We start from the raw sequence: 17,633 nt of genomic DNA, 5'->3' as shown, positions 1-17,633 counted from the left end.
CTCCTCAGGGTACAATTTGTCCAGAGCTTACAAAGCTTTGATAACGCTGCTTCCAATAAGATTGCGAATAACCCGATTGTCGCACAGGTCCTCCCGGACCAGGAATATGTAGTGGGCCACCATTCACAGAATTATAGGCATTTTGTGAGCGGGTCACCTCAATCAACTGACCTGTCTCGCGTCCAACGTGGTGCAACTGCACCGGTTCCCAATTACCGTCGGCACCCCGAACGAAGGGAGCTTGGCCATTCTTCATCAAGATCACATTCTGTGGACTCAGTTCAATATCTGAACGTTGGACGACCAATTCCCCATTATGACGAGTAACTCCCGTCCAGACGGTACTGTTACTGAACGTTGTTTTAACATTCGCTATAAATTGCTCTTCATCGATGTTTTGAGCTTTAACATTTTCAAAACGTCCCGTCGTGCCTTTAACACTTTCAAATTTTCCATCATAAAACCTCACGCCAATTGCCGCCATAGCAACGGACATGGCGATGCCTTGTGCAAGAAGCTGCTTAACTTCCTTGGCTTGAGGCGAATCCGGGTTCTCGGCGATGAACTTGTGCACCTGCTGCTCGGCTGCCGCATCTGCCACATAATCGTCCAGCATCCTGTGAGAGAGAGCTTTCAGATAGGCCGAACCGGCATCGCCGAGCGTTCCCAGAGCAACCGCAATTCGGAAGCTTGCCGCCTGACCGCTTGGCCCGTCAGTTTTCAGGATGTCGATCAACTGATTGAATTGCGCGGCGTCGATCCGACCGTTTTCGCTGGCCATGACGATCTTTGTTAGCGCCATGGTGATGTCGATACCATCGGCAGCAAGAGCGGGGGCCTCGTTCTGCAGATTGCTACCGACGATGCTCGTCGCCGCGTCCGCGTATTTCTGGATCGCCACAGCATCAAATTTGCCTGATGATTTCAGGGTTTCAAAGTGACTTACGTCCCCACGAACGAGTGCATAAGCCAAGGCACATTCCAGTGCCTCCTGTAGGGCTGCATCGTCCCCTTTTTCCAACCTCTGTTCGATGAAACGCGCGACGGTCTCCGTTGCTTCCAGCCGCAGCTTGGAGATCTCGACACCACAGGGCCCGTTTGTGCCGCAGGCGGTGCGAACCATAAGGTTACCGCTTGTCGGATCGCGATAGAGTTCCTCGCCCTGTTGGATCAGCATAATCGATTTCAGCAAGTCCTCGCTGTTGAGGGCGCCCTGCTTCAAAGCGTCGAAGGATTTGCGCTCCTGCAGCATGGCCTGGAAGCGCGGTGTCTTCATCAACTCTTCGGCTTCGGCAGGTGTCGCCCCGCCATAGAGGATCGCCTCACGATACTGGTCGATAGCGTGCGGGCCTTCTGCCGCAATCCAGCCTGGAACGGCGGCATCCTGCGCCTGGCTGTATCGAAGAGCAAAATCGAGATTGCGTTTCAGATTACGCAGAGCCTCGACATCGAGTTCGCCCGACAGCTTGGTGTAGCTGTCCTTGGTGATTTCCTGATACTTCGAGGCATCCTTGTTGATGGAGGCGAGAAGCTCCTCGGCGGCAGCCTTGTCCGCTTCCGTTCCGGCAACACCATCCTTGTCGGCATCACGAATCGTGACATTCAATTCACCGGAGGCATCGAGCGTCGTGCGGGTCTCGCCCTGCTTGTCCTTCTTCTCATAAGAGAAACCGACGGAGTTCAGCCCACCGCCGCTGATGCCGATAGACCCGCCAACGTTCTTGTACTGGTCGGTATCCTTCAGGTCGGCCACCGTCAGTGTGCCGGTATCGAGGCTGATATCGCCATCGGTCGCCTGAAGCAGCGCGCCGACCAGCGTGGTGTCTTCGGCAACCTTGATGTCGATGCCCTGTGCCGCGACAATCCCAGAGCCGGAGGACCATGCCTTGAAGCCGTCCTCCTTCGAGCCGCGAACACTCCAGTCGGCGGGGTTGACGCCAACCGTCAGGCCGAAGGAAAAGCCGTCGCGCCAGCCCTGAGCCTGCGGCGAGAGGATGGCGAGGTCGCGCCCGACATCGAGATCGACCGTCCTGCCGATGATGTTGCCGCCCAGAAGCGCCGTATCGCGGCCCGATGTCAGCGAAACATTGCCGGCGGAGGTGATGGAGGCATTCGTCAGCGTCTCGTCATAGCCCTTCGACTTGCCGATATCGAAGCCGATCGAGGACAGGGAGAGCTGCAGGCCGAAGGAAGACGACTTGTCTTTTGCATAATCGACAAGCGCTGCCATGAGGATATCGCGGCCGGCATCGATGGAGACATCGCCGCCGGAGACCATCTTCGTGCCCTGATCCAGAATGACGTCCAGCCCGGCCTTCATGACGATATCGCCGCCAGCCGTCAGTTCGGAAATCTGGCTCTCGCTCCAGCGCTGCTCGCTCTTCCAGACCGACAGGTTGATGCCGACAGTCTTGGCTATCGAGCCGGCAGTGATCTGTCCTGTTCCCGGGTCTCGGAATTGCCCCAACGGGTCCAGCATTTTCTCGACCGGACTGCTGAGCGAAGGCCCTTGGGTTGATTGACCTGCACTATAAAAAGCGCCCAGTCCCCCCGTGGCCAGATTGACAACAGCCAGCCCCGCCGCAAGCCCATTGTCGGCATTGGCAAGCGTTGCGAGTTTGGCGGTGATGGGATTGATGCCGGCAAGGCCGGACAGGATCTGCCCGCCGGAGCCGCCCTTCAGTGCGGCATCTATGCCGGCCGATCCGGGGAAGCTAAGGCCGACGTAAAAACCCTTCTCCGTGAAATAAAGCGCATCCTGCGCCGCTTCCAGCCGGATCGTGTCATCGGTCTTCATCAGAAGGTCGTTGACGGCGGCGATCTTCACGCCCGTACCGGTGATCGGACCCTTGGCATTGAGCGAGACGTCATTGCCCGAAAGGCGGGTGACGGTCGTATCGACATCGTTCCACGCCTGTTTGACCGAGCCCCAGCCCAGACCCTTGAAACCCCATTCCTTGTAGCGGTTATGGACTTCCTCACTGACGACACCCATGTCGATTTTGCCGGTGGCGTCGATCGAGAGCTTGTCGAAGGCGCTGACCAGCGCGCCGTTCAGAAGAACATCGCCAGGAGCGGTTCCCTTCGCGCACAGGCTGCCACCGTCGCATACGCTGTAACCGGCAAGGATCGAGACATCGCCAACCAGCGACTGGGCGCTGGCCTCGGCGGTGGTGATCTCGTTGCGCAGTACCGTGATGCCCGACAGGAAGCCGCGCTTCTTGTAATCTTCAGCGACGAAACTGTCCTTCAGCGTCTCGAAGGTCACATCGCGACCGGCTGCGAGCAGCATGTCGGTGACGGAGCCGAGTGTACCGCCGCTATTGACGATATCCAGGTCGGCGATGATGGTCAGATCGCGTCCGGCCGTGATGGAAGCGACATTATAATCGGTACGCAGGGTGCCGCACGCCTTGCCGACACAGCCGTCCTGTGAATCGACGGTGCGGGTGTAGCGCTCTGTTTCATTGATCAGCGAGCCGCCGATCCTGAGGTCGATATCGCCTGCCGAGGCAAGCGTGCCGCCCCGGTTCAGGAGATCGCCATCGGTTGCTATGAACAGCGTGCCGGCCGAGATGAGGCCGCTGTCGCCACGCCCACCGGCAAGTGCACGGTCACGCTCATCGAGGTCGATCAGACGCTGGTTAAGAATAGAGGAGGCGGAAATCGAGGCGAGCCCGGAGGCCACAATCGCGCCGCTGTTGTTGAGCTTGCCGTCAATGTCGATCAGGAGATCGTCGGCAGCGATGAGGCCGGCGCCGCGCCCGCCACGGAGCAGTTCGTCCTGCGAGGGCAGGTAAAGGCGCGGAACAAGCACGGGCTTGCCGTCGATGATGCGGGTTTCATGCCACACGATGGGCTTTTCGAGAGCAGCGCGCTGCGCCTCGGTTAAGGCCACGCCGTATTGCGCACCGGTGCTCGCCGCGAATTCCGCCGCATTGCGGTAAAGCTGCTCCCGTTGCTCTTCCACAGAGAGGGAAGGATCGATAACCAGATGCGTACCAGCCTGCTGGCGGGCCGCCTCGGCGAGAGCCTTGGCTTCCGCGACAGGATCCGCATAGAAGGTAAGCGCCGCGCCATCTATGCGCGCCGAGCCGAGCAGGCGCGCAGCTTCTGTCGAGCCGGTAACGCGCACGAGGTTGCCGAAATCGGAGGCGTTGACGCTGTGGAGGTTCCGCGCTTCGAAAGCTCCGAGATCAAGGGGCGGAACCGAGACATCATCGAGCACGAAGTTGACGATGCCCAACTGGCCCGCGGCACCGCCAATAGCCGAACCGGCGTTACCACTGATGCCAACAAGCGTCGTGCCGCTGTAATTGCCGAAGCCGGAACCATCGATACCGCCGGGCGTGCCAAGACCGTTTTGCAACTCACCCGCCTCGATGGAGACGAGGCTTCCGGAAAGCGTACCGCGATTGGTGATCGCAGCGCCGCCATCGATCATCAGAGAGCCGCCCGACTTTATCACGGAGCCGACACCGACCGAGGCGGTTCCGACATATGTTTTCGTGGCGTTGCCGTAGGGTCCAGTCCCCACCTCGGCCATACGGCTGCCGATCATGATCACGTCGGGGATGTTGTTGGGATCGATACCGAGCGCAGCCAGATCAAGCAGACTTGCCGCGTCCGCGTATTCGATGACCTGGACGGCGCCTCCGTTGATGACGCCGTCCTTGTATTTCTGTTTGCCCGAATAGGTGATCGTCACCGGAGACTTGCCCTTGGAAATGACAATCATCCGGTTGCCGCCTTCAGCGCGTTCGGCAAGCGCCGGGTCTTTGAAAACGGCGGGGTTGAATTGTGCCACGAGCCATCGCGGATCGGCACCGACCGGCGCATGAAACTTGCCCGACCCGCTATCCATGAAGCTGCGGACACCGCCCCATTGCACGCGATAGTGATCGACATTGCTGGTGACCATATCGTTGAGGATACGGTTCACGTCGATGGAGAGGTCCTTGACCGCGAGAATACGGCCTTCGCGGTTTTCAAGGGCATCACCTGAAATCGCCATGTTTGCGCCGGCGCGGATCGTGCCGGGCAATCGAACTCGAACAATCCCGGAGAACTCGTCGCGCGTGGCGGTCATTGTACCCCAGTACCGCGCGGGGCTGCTGGTGCGCTCGGTCGCATAGAGAATGCTGAGATCACCGAGCTGGTAATAGTCCTGCGCGCTGTCCGTCCCATCCAGGGCAGTATTGATCATTGCCGTCGCCTTGATCTGCATGTCGGCGCCGCTTTCGATTCGGGCCGACGCGTTGGTCAGCGTTGCCAGGACTTCGATAGCAAGATTGCCGCCGGCGAATATGCGGCCAAGGTTGTTGTCGAGATTGCCGCGAACCTCGAGGATCATGTTACCGCTGGACTTGATTGCGGCATTGGTCCCGACATTGGCGAGCGATGCGGTCTGGGCTTTCAATCCTGCCCCGGCATGAATCAGCGCTTCGTTTGTCAGCAGGCCGCCAACCACGACGTTTAATGTTCCCGGTGTCAGGATCGAACCAAGATTGTACAGGTTTCCACTGACACTGGTCTCTATCGCGCCGGCATCGATTTTACCTGTGGCGCCGTTGACAAGATTGCCTTTGACATCGAGACCAAGCTTGCCGGCAACGGTAAGCAACCCGGCATTCGTGAAGGACGAGCCAAGGATGAGGTCGAGATTGCGGGCCACCAGACGGGCAGACGAAGAGCCGGGAACATAGCTGTAAGTCTGAAGACGAAGATTTCCTCCGGCCTCGATTGATCCGTTGTTGCCAAGACTTGCGGCCGCTGAAAGCAGGGCACCGTTGGCCGAAACGATCTGACCGAGATTGGAGAGACTTCCGGAAAGGTTTACGGTCAGTTCGCCAACCGGTACGGGGCCATTTTCTGTCTGGCGTGTCGAACCGGAATATATGCGCCCTGCTTGCTGGTTATCGAGCTTCTCCGCAGAAGCTGAAAGCCCCTCGCGACCTTGCAGAAGACCGGAATTTGACAAAGTCGTGTCTGCCGAAAGCGTTAGCGCGCGATTGGAAGCGATTGAACCTGCATTGTTGGTGATGCCGCGCGAGGCTAGAATGGTTATGTCACCGTTGCTGGCGATACTTGACCCGGAACCACTGTTGATCAGATCAGCGGCAGTCAGTTCCAGATCGCCGACGGCATGGATAGAACCGCTATTGGCAAGAAGGCCGGAAACGGTGGCACTCAGCGTCGTCTCGGAAACGAGTTTGCCGAGATTGACGAGATCGCCAACGACCTTCGTCTCGATAACCTTAGCGACGATTTCGCCGCTTGCCTCATTTCGCGCACCCTGCGCCGCCTGCAGAGTGAGCGCTCCAGACGTGGCGATCAGACCAGCATTGCGTAAAGAACCCGAAAGGATGACGTTTGCGTTTGCCGCAACCAATTCCGATGCAGGAGAACTGGAAACGTAGGAGCCTGCTTCCAGGCGCAGCGTGGATGACCTAGCGTGCACGACACCATCGTTGAGGACACTTCCCGCAGTGACAATACCGAGCGTGTCGTGACTTATCATCCGACCCAGATTGGTGAAATCTCCTGCGTTCAGCTTGATGTCGATCCGTCCGGCCTCAATCCAGCCGGCCTCGATATTGATCATGGACGCCGCTTTAATTGCCAGGTCGGAACGGCTCAGGAAAGTTCCGGCATTATTCAAGGCACCCGATACAGCGATCTCGAGACTGCCTTTGGCTTCGAGGTTACCGAGCATGTTTGAGAGGTTGCGAGCCGTAATCAAGAGATCGGTATTCGCTCCGATCAATGCCGCCGTGCCTGCATTGACAAGATCGCCCGCCACGAGAGTCAGGCTTTCGTTGGAACTGATCTTTCCGCTGTTAATAACCGCGCCACCGGCCCTGATGCTGGCGGTCTCGAGTGTGTTGATCGTGCCGTTATTGCTAAGGTCGCCGCCGAGGATCAACTCTGCCTTCCGGGCAGCCAATTGAGCCCCCTGCGAGTTGGCGATATAATTTACGGCATCGAGTTCAAGTTCACCTGCTGCGGTGATCTTTCCGTTATTTGTTACGCTTCCGTTAGAAAGAAGCGTAAGCGTCGTTTCGGAGAGGAGACTTCCCAGATTGGTGAGATTGCCTGCGGTCGTTATCCTGAGCGTTCCGGCCTTGATCACACCCGTTTCATCAACGATCGCCTGCTGAGCGTTGATCGCGAGTTGGCCACTTGAAAGGAGTACGCCGGCATTCCTGAAGTTACGGACATCGAACAGGTGGTCGCCCGTCGTGAACACACCGGTGTTCGAAATAGCCAGATCCCGGAATGCCATCGCAAGCGCAGGATATCCCGCAGTATCGATCCGGGTGCCGATTGTTAGCTGTTCAGCCGCATTGATGAAGACGGGAGAAGTCTTTTTGAATTGGGTGCCATCACCGATCTCGATATTTGTTGCCGTGATCGAACCCTGGTTTTCCGGTTCGAACCAGGTCGATGTCAGCGTGACGTCCTTCGCCCTGATATCGATGTTCGGCGCAACAAGGGTTGCCGTGTCGGTGGCAAGTTTGTCTGTCGCACGCAGGTTCATATTGCCGACGCTGGCGATAATGCCGGACAGAGAAGCATTGCCGCCCGCTTCCACCGTCATCGCACCGCCGGATTTGAGGACGGCAGCGGAAACAATGTCGGCACTCGCGACGATGGAAAGGCCGCGCCCGCCTTCTACGGTCGCCGTATCGAGCAGGGAAACATCGCGGGCAGTGATGGATATTTCTCCCTGGGCCGCGAGATCGCGCGCAATCTGAAGCGCGCCTGCTGCACGAAGGTCGGCGTTGCCGGCTATGCCACCCGACACCATCCGGATATCACCAGAGGATACGAGCGAAAGTGCGCCTGGCAGGAGTGCGCCATTGGCATCGAGCATACCAAGGGCCTGTATGTTGCCAGCCAGCGAAATACCTGTGTTCAGATCGCTGGAAAGGGCCGCAATCGATGCCGCGCGCACAACGCCCGCCGCGCTCGAAACGATTCCCTGGCCCGTGGCATCGCCGGCGATGGCTGTCGTTTTGCCCGTTAAACCATCCGTGCGATTGGAGCCGGCCTTGAGGTCGATACGACCCCGCGCATCGATCAGGCCATCGATCCGGATTGACTTTGCATCAAGCCGGATCTCGTCCGGCGACTGGCCGCCCGCGGCCGAAACACCGGTGCCGGAAATGGTGATGTCGCCTGACCGGGTCTCCAACCCTACCGTACCGGCATTGTAGTCGATAAGCGGTGCACCGGTGGTCAGCGTCGCGCGGCCGGTGTTGATAAATCCGCACCCCATGCAATCGATGCCATTGGGATTGGCCACGATCACATCGGCCTTTGAACCAAAGACCTCTGTCACGCCATTGAGGTTGGAACGTCTGCTGCCGGTTACTTCATTGACGATGATCTTGGCGGAGCCGCCACCGACCAGATTGGGGTTGGATTCAACCTTGCCGCCGATGATGGAGGTTCCGCCAAGCCCGGAATTGTTCAGGATCAGTCCGCGCGTATCGATATTGTACTCGCGCAACTTGTTGTGGCTGACGCCGCCGCTCGACGGCTTGACGATGTTCAGCGTCGGCGTTCCGTTGCCCGAAGATGTTACGTTTGGACGAAACTCAATTGGCGCGGTCGGATCTGTGATGACCTGCGCGCTGGCGGGTGCAAATGAACCGGCGATCGTCGTCAGCACGAGACTGACCGACGTCACCAATGCGGTCGCTTTCTTGACCAGCTTGCCCGGCTTGGACTTGCAGATCAGCGCTTTGACCATCATCGTTTTCATTCGGATACTCCCAACAGCAAGGGCAATTGAATTCGTATTCGCTTAGGTACAGACCAGATCGTCAGCAGTTCTTTATGAGGACGGTCCAGATATATTGCGTGGTCCATCCCGGATGGCGGTAAACCGGGCGAGATGTTTCGCTCATGTCCGCGATGGTCGCCCCCGGCCGGCATTTTTCGAGGACAGCCTTTTTGCAGGATTGCTCCGTCGGGGTGACGATCGAATTGGTGCACGTCGCCGACATGATCTTTTCGCCGTTCAGTGTCGCGACCGGCTGCGGATCGGTGGGCCGGCAGCCGGCAGCCAGGGCCAGCGAGAGGAAAACGGGAAGGAAACGCGTCATCTTCCAACAAGCCATTATTTTATTCCTTGCGACTGCCGTGCGTGCCGGAAGGCGATAGCTGCCTCAAGGAACGCGCGCGAACGCGACACTTCACCGGCAATCTCCTCGTCGAAACCGCGGATCAGCAATTTGCGATAGATATCCGAAGCATCCGGGTCGTTTTTTACCGAGACCGGCAACGCTGCCTTCTGCGCGCGACCGTAGGCCGCGACATCCCGCAGATTGTCAAAAAAGCCCGTATATTGGTTTCTGACCGCCGGACTGTAGCCGACAAGGGTGCCGTTGCGCCTGAAATAGGCGCAATCGTCGTTTTCAGGCGGCATCTGCCGGCGGGCGATTGTCAATCGATTTGCCTCATCGATCATCGTGCAAAACGCCTGTGCATTGCGCAGATTCGCTTGTTCGATTTTTTCCCGCCTGGCTGCCTGTTCAGCAGACGGAGCAGCCCCCTGACATCCGACAAGTCCAATCAGGCCGAATGCGATCAAAGCCTTGCCGACAAATGTAACGCGCATGGCTTACCTCGCGCCCGATGCCAGATATTGCCGACCGCGACCGGTCGCTAGGGCCGCGTGAGAGAAAGCTGCGTTGTCCGCGACTGCGGCAACCTCGGCCTCATTGAACCCGCGAAGGATCATCTTCCGATAAACGATTGCTCCATCCTCGGATTTCAGATGGGCTGGTATTTGCGCTTTCTTTGCGCGTTCCTCGTTGGTCGCCTTTTCCGCCGCCTGGGCGAGTGCAACGACGCCGCCAATCGGCACGGGGATCCCGTTGAAGGCAAAATTCGGTAAAGGCGTCGGGCGGCCGTCGAAACCCACAAGAGTATTGTTCCTGCGCATATAGGCGCAGTCGGGTGCATGTAATGGCTTCTCGTCCACCTTGGTCCTGCGCTGATTGAGCAAATCCACCAGTTCGCAATCCGCCTTGGCGACTCGATCATTCTCGCGATTATATTCGTCCTGTTTCGCCTGTTGCTCCGGAGAAAGCGGCTTCGTCGTCTGGCAACCCGCCAACAAAAGTGCAGCCCCCGCCGCGATAAAAATCGTCGTGATCTTCATGGTCCCTCTCGAAATTCAATGTGATTGATCAATTTGCTTCCGCGGCCTGAGCCGGTTTCCAGTTGCGGGCACGCGCCTGCGCATCCTCGATCTCTGTCGGTGTCATGCTCGCCGTCAGCCGCTCAAGAGCCGCGCGCGCGCCGGGATGTCCGCGTTCATTGGCGAGGTTGTAATAGAGGTGGGCGCGGATCGGATCGGCAGCCACGCCTTCACCCTTTTCCAGCATCTCGGCGAAACCGTAGAGCGAGACCGGGTTTCCGAGCGACGCGCCCTGTTCGAACAGCTTCACCGCCCTGGCGAGGTCCTGTTCGGTTCCGGTGCCGGTGCGAAGAAGTGCCGCCTCCATGTTGCGCGCGCCCGTATGCCCATTTTGCGAGGCCTTCTCGTAATAACCGAAGGCACTTGCGGCGTCCTTGGCGCGACCGAGACCATCGAGCGCAAGACCTGCGCAATTGAACTGGGCTTCCGGGTTACCGAGATCGGCAGCCTTGCAGATCAGTTCAGCCGCGGCGGCAAAATCCTGGCGGACATTTTCGCCGCGAAGATGCATGAGCCCCAGCCGGTTCATCGCCGCGGCCGAACCCTTTTCCGCCGCAGCAATATAGAGAGCCCGTGCTTTCACCGCGTCCGGCGTAAAGCCCACACCGAGCTCGACCATGCGCGCCAGATGAAAGCCGGCTTCTCCATCGCCCTTGTCAAAACCGTCGGCAAAAGCCTTTGCCGCATTGGAAAAATCCTTCTTTTCCAGAAGCGCCTTGCCATCTTCAAGAGGGCTAGCCGCTGTGGGATGGGCTAAACCCAAAGCGCTCATGAGGGCGAGAACTGCCAGAGAGGTGAGGGCGGGTCGGCGGCATGATGTGTTGCGCATGGATTGAACTCCGTGATCAGGATTTTCCGGGTTAGCCCCGAGAGCAATTTCGTCTTTTTTCGGCGCCGTGAGTTTGGGCCTCACGGCCAACAAGAACGGTGATTTCTGGTGAAGTCGGGCCGCCATCATCTACCGACCATCCCCGGGAAGAGCCCGATGGTGTCGAGGCCGAACGGGTATTCTTCGCCTGCCGTTTCCTTGAAGGTTTCGATGCCTGATCGGGCGAAGACACCATCTCGCGCCCGCAGCGTGCCCGCAGTCACCTGAACCGGGCGGAAGGCATTGATCGTGATGCTGCCCTGGGGCGCCTCAAAAACGCCGCCCTGATCGCCAGTCCCGATCCACGCGGTCGATCCGCCCCAGAAATTGTAAAGGCCGGATGGACGCTGCACGACGGTCGGGATCGAGCCGCCCTCCAGCACCACGGAGGGAGCAGTCGCATTGATGCTGCCGTAGCTGACGATCTGGCCATATCTGTTCAGGATTGAGGATGAGGCGCGCAATTCAATATTGCCGTTGGCATTGATCGCGCCACCCGAAACATTTGTCGTGGAGGAGCCATAACCGATGCAGGTCAGCCTGCAGCGCTTGACGAACTGCAGGGAGCCGGACAGACCGCCTTCATTGAGGATGCTACTGCCTTCAATATGCACCGACCCGGAATCAGCATTGATCGAACTGCCGCGGTTAACGATGTTATCGCCAGCCTTCACCGAAACGCTACTGCCGATTATATATGCCTGTCGGCCGGGTAGACGCGGCTGGCCGTAGTTTATGCTGATAGTTTCGGTCATCTCCCGCGATTGCCAGAGCGTGTACAAGAGGCGTTTGCCGTCGTCTTTCTGGTGGTGCCAGACACCTTCCCCGTTCAGGATGTCCGCAATATTAAGGACGTCCTTGCCTGCATCGATTGTCGTCTCGCTGTTGGAGAGGAGTCTGCCCGTATTGTTGATAACGGAGCCTTCGGCCTGCACATCAAGCCTTCCCTCTGAACCAAAGACGATTGCCAGTTGATCGGTATTTTCGGTCAACAGTTTTACATCGCCAGCGGCTTTGACGAGTGCCTGGCTTTTCCCGCTCATCAGAACACCGGTATTTGTGATGTCACCCGTTCCGGCAAGAAGCGTCAACGCGCCGTTGATGGCTTCGATTCTGCTTTGAGGCTGACCGTCCAGTGAGCGCGCCTCTATCGAGCCCGCCTTGACATGGACATTGTCCTTCGCTTCAATCGACCCGCTCGTAGTGACTTTGCCGGATGCATCGATCACGAAATCGCCCAGCATCGCGAGCCCGTTGCCCGCGTGGCTGACACCTGCGCCATTGTTGGTGGCGCGGATGCGGACCGTATTGGCCTTCAGCGTTCCGCGGGAGGTTATTTCAATGGCGACAGAATTGTCGTCGCTTCCTTCTGCCTCCATCCGCCCCCAGCTCTGGAGATCGGAGTTCGGAAGAATCGCTGAATCGTATTCGACGGAGCTGCCGCCGGCGGTTAATTCTATAGTAGAACGGAGTTGACCGGCGCTGTTTTCGACAGGCCCGTCTATGCGAATACGCCCGGCCAGCATGTGCAGAGTGCTCATGGCACCGGACAAGCCGCCGGGACCGACATTGATTGTCCCGCCTTTTGTCTTGAGCAGGACATTATCCTGATATGACGTTGGTGTTACTTCGAAGCTCCTGATCGACGCCTCACCGGTGGAAAGTACGACGCCGCCGGTGTTGTGGAAGGATGCGCCGTTCACGGAAATGCCGTTGGGATTGGCAATGATGACATGCGCGGGGTCGCCTACCACCCTCAGCGGGCCATTAAGATTGGAGATGCGGGAAGACGTCACCTCGTTCAGGATCGTGCGTGCATGGACCGTACTGTTGTCGAGATTGACCCCGAGAGGGCTGACAGAAAACTCCGTATAAGTATTGTGGCTGATGGTGGATCCGGGGCTGCCGACCGGGTCGGCTATATGAACCGTCGTTGCACCGGTCACGACATCGGCGCTCGTCCTAGTATTGCTGGCACCGTCGGGAATGACCTGCGCGAAGGCGGGCAACGCAACGCCGCACAGCAGCAAGGACAGGCTAGCTGCCACGGAATGCTTCATGTTTACCAACTGGAACATGCTTCTCATCTGGAGATGGACTCCCCTGTCTTGCTCGTCAGCCCTGTCAGTTTGCACGGGTCGGCCAGTTCAGCCTTGCCGACGATCCAGAGGTAATCGTAGAGGAGGCGCTCTTCGTCGGTGATCTTTTCACCTTCGGCGAAAGCGCCAACGGTCAGAACCGACGCGTCTGCCCGGGCAAGGGCCTGATAAAGAGAGCGGTCCTTGCGACCGTGACCGCGGCCGACTTGTAGCAGAACACCATGCTTCAACATCCGGGCCTGCTCTGCGGCATCGGCCATGGAAAGATCGCGCCGGATCTGATGGTCGGCGTTCAGCGCGGCCTGCCGATCCGAGATCAGTCCGCAATGCGCTGCCATCATTGCTTTCGTCCAGCTTTTGCGGACTGCGGTTTCGGCTGCACCGAGCCGTTTGCGGATCGCCTTTTTCTCGTTTGGTGTCAGTTCGCCCGTGCGTCCGTCTTTCTCCGCCAGATCGCCGCCACGTAAGGGAACGCGAAGGCTGAATGCGCGCTCAACGAGCGGCAACCAGTTGTCGAAGGCTGGCCAGCCTCGCGTCCACCATTTAAGTTCTGCGCCCAGCCCGGCCGGTGTTTCCGGATGGTTTTTGCGATAGAGGGCAATTGCCGCATCGTCATCGCGCGAGAGCATTTCCATCACGGCGGTTACGGGACGATCATCCTTCGCCATAGCCGACAGCACACAGGACGACGCAACTGCCTGCTCCCTGACGCCATGCCGTTCGCCAAAAAGCAGGTAATCCACCTTGCCGACGCGACCGGCCAGATCGGCAAAAGAGATCGGGCTGCTGCTGGACACTTCTTCTATCCTGCCCGTGCAGTCCTTGAACTCGCCGGGTGCCGCCAATCCTTGTCCGGCCATTGATAGCCAGCCTGCCGCCATCAGTCCGGCAAGCAGCACATTGCGAGCTATCCCTGCGCATATCTTCCTGCCTGGTCTCATGGTGTTGCCGCATCCAGCGCGTCGATACCGGCGCTGATCCCGTTGAGTGAAACCTTGAGCGGGATGGTGGTTGCCTTGGTGTCCTTGAGAGCGACCGTCAGAACGTTTCCCTTGCGCAAAGCGCCGAGCAGCGCGCCGCTGAGAGCAAAGCCGGCGTGGCACCCGGAGATATTGCAGGTCTCGAAGATAACGCGCTGTGTCTGCCCGCCATCGATTTTCAGCTCCAGACCTGCCGGTAGATAGACATTCAGCGGCGTCGAAATGATCGCGACGCGCTGTTTTCCCTGCCTCGCAATGTTGAACAGAAAGACGACATCCTTTCCGCCGTTGACGGCCTGCGCCTGCTGGAGACGGCATGCCCCGCTTTCCGCTTTAGGGGGCGCGGCATTCGCCTGTGGCTTGCAGACCAGCTCCCAATCGCCATAACGCCTGGGATCTACGACTGCTTCTGACGCAACCCCGGAAGTCTCTTCCCGGACAGCGAGAGTCTTGCCGTCCTCCGCAATTGCTTTCGGCGCAGGCGCGATCAGCAGCAATCCAACGGCAACAAGCGCCGCCATGCCCATTCCGGAGACCGACGAGACCAGCCAGCGGCACAGCCCGAACGTGAGGTGATTGTTGCCAGCATCTCTTGAGGGAGGATCGAACAAAAACGGCATGGCTCAAAAAACCTTCAAACGCAGTGTCATGAACAACTCACCCTTTTCCTCGCTCACGCGCCGGCTTCGGCTGTCTTCGGCAACCCGCCAGGCGTAGCCGACATCGAAAGAAAGCCTTGGGCCGCCATATCGCAGGCCCACACCACTGCCGACCCGGTATCCGGTGACTTCATTGGCAACGTCGCGGCCGAGTCCTGCGTCGAGAAAGAGATAAGGGTTGAGACGGGAGAGGGTCGTTCGCGCCCATTCCGACGATGGGGCGGGTATTTGCGCTGGGCTCTGGCTGTCCGGCTGCGGGCCTGATCCGGCTTTCCCCAAAAGCAAATCGACCGGCATCGCGAATGCGACCTCGTTGCGCCACACCGCGCCCCGGTCAGCCTTGAAGCTTCCATTGGAAAATCCGCGTACCGAACTGCGCGAGCCGATCGTCATCTGGTCGTCGGAATAAAGCGCGGTTGCCGCCCATTGTGTGGACAGGCTGGACGAAACGGAGGCGCGCCCGGGGAAGACATAAGACCCCGAAAGAGATGCATCCAACTTTGTGAACTGGCTGTGGGGCGTGGAGTCATCGATATCGTCGGCATCTTCGCGTGCATTGAAGATAGACAGCCCCTGGCTGGCACCGATCCGGGCCGACACGTTGGCGCGTTCGAAAAAGCGGCTGTAAGTCAGGCCTGCCTGAAGCGGAGAAACGCGCTGGTCCATCAGCCCAACGCCGTTGATGTAGCGGTTCTGTTCACGATGCGCGACCGTGAAATCGGCAACCAGCCGCTCCGTGCGCGACGAATGAACGATCCAGTCGGCACCCGCGCTAACGTTCCAGGTCGTCATGAACAGTTCGGAAAGCGGGCCGAGGTCGATCATGTTTTCGGACCAGTCGCCCTTGAGCCTCATTGTGGCTCGTCCCACGGGAACAGCGAAATCCCCGCTCAGTTCGTTGGTCTCGACGCCGCTTTTAAGCGTCAGCCCCCACATGTCGTTGATGCCGATCAGATTGTCTTTCTCCGCCGTGATCCCAAAGCGAAGCTTGTCGACGCCTTCGATGGATTCCGTGTCGTAACCGCCGTAGAGCCTGAACGCGTCATTGATGCGGTTCGTGATCTGCACGTCGGAGGTCGCCGGCCTCTTGCCCGGAACAAGCTCCGCCTTTGCCTTGTTCGAAGGAACCCTGTTGAGGCTATCGAGCGTGTCCTGCAGGCGATCGACATGCAGGACATCGTCTTTGGCAATTGTGCCAGTCATCGCGATCCGGGCGGATGGCGGCAACAGGGTCAAGCGCTCAAGATCGTCATCAAGGCCCTCCCACCAGGCATCTGCCTGCTGCACGAACTCGGAAATGGACGAGGATCGTGCAACGTTGCCACTTAGTTCGGCCATGCGGGGAAAGAACGCCTTATAAGGCTGCTGCTCCTCCTTGTAGACGACCGCATCGATCCGCCCGGGCACAACGCGCAGGACCAGCGTTCTGCTGGCGGCAATGTCTTGCTCCGGCAACCAGGCCTGCGTCGTGGCAAAACCCTTGTCGGCAAAAAGACCGTTTACCGCCTTGAGCAATCCGCCGACGCTTTCATTGCTCTGGCAGGACAATGCGAAGGGTCTTGTCACGTCCTCCACAGCTTCGCTGCCAATGAGTTCGTGGCCGCCTTCGATGCGGATCGTGTCTACCGGAAAACATGGTGAAGCACCGGACGTCGTATTATCAGATGCGGGACCCGCAAATGTCTGGATCGTCAGGGCAGGCTCCTGCGATGCGGCGACAAGTGGATCTACCTCACCTGCGTTTGCCTCTGCCGGCGGCCGCCCTTTGAGATCATCCCGTGACGATGCCGTTTGTGGAGCAAGGCAAAGAGCTGCGCAGAGAACGACGACCGAGTTTCGCAACGCGGGTGAGGTCGGCGCGATACCGCCGATCACCTTCCTGTCGAAACCACTTGCTGTAGATGATTTAGTAGCTGCCGGAACGACAAATCGCGCTCTGGCCAGATATCTGGTCATCAATAAACTTCAACCCCATGTTGTCCAATGCGACGCATTAATCAATAGAGGGTAATTTGCAAGACAACTCTGGCGCGCTTACAAAAAGAATGAGAATTGAGTTACCAATTTGCATCAGTTATGCGTTGGATTTCGTTGAGATCGAAGCTCGCACGGTGCTGGCCGGAGTGGATTCAAGGGGCGATACTTCATGTCAGAATTATAATTAAGTGTTTAATATTGATTGTTTTATTGCGCTATCCGAGATCAAGAACGCAGCCGTTTGCCCGCAGTTGGATTGGTCGCGGGTAAAATGCAAAAAGTCATATGTGATTGTTTGTGATCTGCCCCGAATGTCGTCATGGGCACCAGACGCAGCGAATCCGGGGCAGATTTTTGATTTTTCCGGCCAGTAAGGGCGAAGATGAACGACCTTTGCGTGTATTTTCCATGGGGGCGATCGGGAAGGGCCGGCGGGCTCGCAGGCCTGGCCCTATTTTGGCTGAAGCCGGAAAGAGCCAAGCGCTCGGGGCTAGAAATCCACCTTTCCAGCCGGAGATCGGGTAGTTTCCCCTGACAAACAGGTAACTCGCTTAATCAGAAGTGGTGGGCCGTCTCCACCCTAAACGAAAGGCGTTCAGTTTGGCCCGGGGTATACCGCACGACGACATCATCGAAGCTCTTTGGGCCATCGGTCTCGTCCGAGACCTCGACGACATGCGGGGTCTCAGGATTGCGAAGGCCTGAATCATATATCCAGAAGAACCGAGCCAGATAGTCGTGCCCGTCCCAGCTTGCAATCACTGCATCTGCCATAACCCCAACACCGGGCCTGCCCAGTTTACTCCTGTTTTGTTCCCTAAGGTATTCTCCGGGCAC

9 protein-coding genes are annotated in these 17,633 nt (G+C 58.3%); all 9 read right to left on the bottom strand.

Annotated elements, in window-relative coordinates; translation table 11 throughout:
• Positions 1-4: 4 nt before the first annotated feature.
• The 9 genes from AGR7B_RS07785 to AGR7B_RS07745 all read right to left on the bottom strand — a co-directional run bounded on the left by AGR7B_RS07785 (position 5) and on the right by AGR7B_RS07745 (position 16,775).
• Complete coding sequence (locus tag AGR7B_RS07785; protein ID WP_080856401.1) at positions 5-8,770, bottom strand: two-partner secretion domain-containing protein; 8,766 nt, start codon at positions 8,768-8,770, stop codon at positions 5-7.
• Between the two features lie 61 nt (positions 8,771-8,831).
• Positions 8,832-9,113, bottom strand: a complete 282-nt coding sequence (locus AGR7B_RS26145) for a hypothetical protein (RefSeq protein ID WP_233283531.1) — start codon at positions 9,111-9,113, stop codon at positions 8,832-8,834.
• Positions 9,114-9,127: 14 nt separating this feature from the next.
• Positions 9,128-9,628 (bottom strand): hypothetical protein, encoded by a 501-nt coding sequence (locus tag AGR7B_RS07775; RefSeq protein WP_080856400.1) that lies wholly within the window; start codon positions 9,626-9,628, stop codon positions 9,128-9,130.
• Positions 9,629-9,631: 3 nt separating this feature from the next.
• Positions 9,632-10,174 (bottom strand): hypothetical protein, encoded by a 543-nt coding sequence (locus tag AGR7B_RS07770; RefSeq protein WP_080856399.1) that lies wholly within the window; start codon positions 10,172-10,174, stop codon positions 9,632-9,634.
• Positions 10,175-10,202: 28 nt separating this feature from the next.
• Entirely contained in the window at positions 10,203-11,042 is an 840-nt protein-coding gene (locus tag AGR7B_RS07765) for a tetratricopeptide repeat protein (RefSeq protein WP_245317695.1), read from the bottom strand.
• 125 nt (positions 11,043-11,167) lie between these two features.
• Entirely contained in the window at positions 11,168-13,159 is a 1,992-nt protein-coding gene (locus AGR7B_RS07760) for a filamentous hemagglutinin N-terminal domain-containing protein (RefSeq protein WP_245317694.1), read from the bottom strand.
• 5 nt (positions 13,160-13,164) lie between these two features.
• On the bottom strand, positions 13,165-14,079 hold the full coding sequence (locus AGR7B_RS07755) for a ChaN family lipoprotein (protein WP_237680961.1): 915 nt from the start codon (positions 14,077-14,079) through the stop codon (positions 13,165-13,167).
• A gap of 38 nt (positions 14,080-14,117) precedes the next feature.
• Complete coding sequence (locus tag AGR7B_RS07750; protein ID WP_237680960.1) at positions 14,118-14,681, bottom strand: invasion associated locus B family protein; 564 nt, start codon at positions 14,679-14,681, stop codon at positions 14,118-14,120.
• 102 nt (positions 14,682-14,783) lie between these two features.
• On the bottom strand, positions 14,784-16,775 hold the full coding sequence (locus AGR7B_RS07745; RefSeq protein WP_245317693.1) for a ShlB/FhaC/HecB family hemolysin secretion/activation protein: 1,992 nt from the start codon (positions 16,773-16,775) through the stop codon (positions 14,784-14,786).
• Positions 16,776-17,633 lie beyond the last annotated feature (858 nt).

Origin of the sequence: Agrobacterium deltaense RV3 (assembly GCF_900013505.1) — a bacterium.
Lineage (GTDB): Bacteria > Pseudomonadota > Alphaproteobacteria > Rhizobiales > Rhizobiaceae > Agrobacterium > Agrobacterium leguminum.
This window is presented reverse-complemented; position numbering and strand designations above follow the sequence as displayed.

Coding starts and splice junctions, on each gene's coding strand:
- AGR7B_RS07785 (WP_080856401.1), bottom strand. CDS start 8,770: ATGAAAACGATGATGGTCAAAGCGCTGATCTGCAAGTCCAAGCCGGGC.
- AGR7B_RS26145 (WP_233283531.1), bottom strand. CDS start 9,113: ATGACGCGTTTCCTTCCCGTTTTCCTCTCGCTGGCCCTGGCTGCCGGC.
- AGR7B_RS07775 (WP_080856400.1), bottom strand. CDS start 9,628: ATGCGCGTTACATTTGTCGGCAAGGCTTTGATCGCATTCGGCCTGATT.
- AGR7B_RS07770 (WP_080856399.1), bottom strand. CDS start 10,174: ATGAAGATCACGACGATTTTTATCGCGGCGGGGGCTGCACTTTTGTTG.
- AGR7B_RS07765 (WP_245317695.1), bottom strand. CDS start 11,042: ATGCGCAACACATCATGCCGCCGACCCGCCCTCACCTCTCTGGCAGTT.
- AGR7B_RS07760 (WP_245317694.1), bottom strand. CDS start 13,159: ATGTTCCAGTTGGTAAACATGAAGCATTCCGTGGCAGCTAGCCTGTCC.
- AGR7B_RS07750 (WP_237680960.1), bottom strand. CDS start 14,681: ATGGCGGCGCTTGTTGCCGTTGGATTGCTGCTGATCGCGCCTGCGCCG.
- AGR7B_RS07745 (WP_245317693.1), bottom strand. CDS start 16,775: ATGACCAGATATCTGGCCAGAGCGCGATTTGTCGTTCCGGCAGCTACT.